General features: G+C 67.8%; 3 protein-coding genes. All 3 read left to right on the top strand.

Annotated features, from left to right (window positions below):
* On the top strand, positions 1-303 hold a 303-nt coding region (locus FFS27_RS32990), incomplete at its 5' end, for an MFS transporter (RefSeq protein ID WP_171019294.1).
* Between the two features lie 146 nt (positions 304-449).
* Positions 450-926: a type VI secretion system effector Tse2 gene (gene tse2, locus FFS27_RS32985; protein WP_003090565.1), complete on the top strand. Its 477-nt coding sequence runs from the start codon at positions 450-452 to the stop codon at positions 924-926.
* Between the two features lie 9 nt (positions 927-935).
* Positions 936-1,172, top strand: a 237-nt coding sequence (locus tag FFS27_RS32980) for a hypothetical protein (protein WP_137952569.1), incomplete at its 3' end; no start/stop codon positions are given.

The raw sequence follows: 1,172 nt of genomic DNA, 5'->3' as shown, positions 1-1,172 counted from the left end.
GTGATGGTCACCCTCGAGTACGACATCGACCCGCAGGACGCCGCGGCATTCCAGGCGGCGATGGTCGAGGTGCGCGCCATGCGTCGGCGCAACGGCGCGGTGTCCTGGGGGCTGGTCCAGGACAGCGGCAACCGTCGCCTGTGGCTGGAGTTCTTCATCGACGAATCCTGGCTGGAGCACCTGCGCCACCACCAGCGGGTGACCCGCGGCGAGTTGCGGGTCGAGGCCGCCGCCCGGCGCTTCCAGAGCGCCGGCGTGGAGGTGCGCATCCGCCATTACCTGCACGGCGCGGCCAGGCCTTGAGCCTCCCGGGCGACGGTCGTCGCCTGCCCCTGGCGGATCCGCCTACGGCTGTTATCCTGCTCGCCGATGGCGCCACAAGGACGGTGGTCGGTAGCGATGCCGCGCACCCGCGGCGCCGCGAACGCAACCCACAGGGAAGTCCACGCATGTCCTACGACTACGAGAAAACCAGCCTCACCCTCTACCGGGCGGTATTCAAGGCCAACTACGACGGCGACGTCGGTCGCTACCTGCGTCCCGACCAGGAACTCGCCGAGGCTGCGGAAGTCGCCCCGCTGCTGCATCCGACCTTCGACAGCCCCAACACCCCTGGCGTCCCCGCCCGCGCGCCGGACATCGTCGCCGGCCGCGACGGCCTCTACGCCCCGGACACCGGCGGCACCTCAGTGTTCGACCGCGCCGGCGTGCTGCGCCGCGCCGACGGCGACTTCGTGATACCCGACGGCACCGACATCCCGCCGGACCTTAAGGTGAAACAGGACAGCTACAACAAGCGCCTGCAAGCCACCCACTACACCATCATGCCGGCCAAGCCGATGTACCGGGAGGTCCTCATGGGCCAACTGGACAACTTCGTGCGCAACGCCATCCGCCGCCAATGGGAAAAAGCCCGCGGGCTCTAGGAGTGAACCATGAACCTGAAACCCCAGACCCTGATGGTGGCGATCCAGTGCGTCGCCGCGCGCACCCGCGAACTCGACGCGCAGTTGCAGAACGACGACCCGCAGAACGCCGCTGAACTCGAACAGTTGCTGGTCGGCTACGACCTCGCCGCCGACGACCTGAAGAACGCCTACGAGCAAGCCCTGGGCCAATACAGCGGCCTGCCGCCCTATGACCCTGTCTCTTTTATAACTCTGAGCCGCCGG

This window comes from Pseudomonas sp. 2VD (assembly GCF_005503585.1).
Lineage (GTDB): Bacteria > Pseudomonadota > Gammaproteobacteria > Pseudomonadales > Pseudomonadaceae > Pseudomonas > Pseudomonas aeruginosa.
Note: the sequence above shows the minus strand (reverse complement) of the source record. Positions and strands in the feature narration are given on the sequence as shown.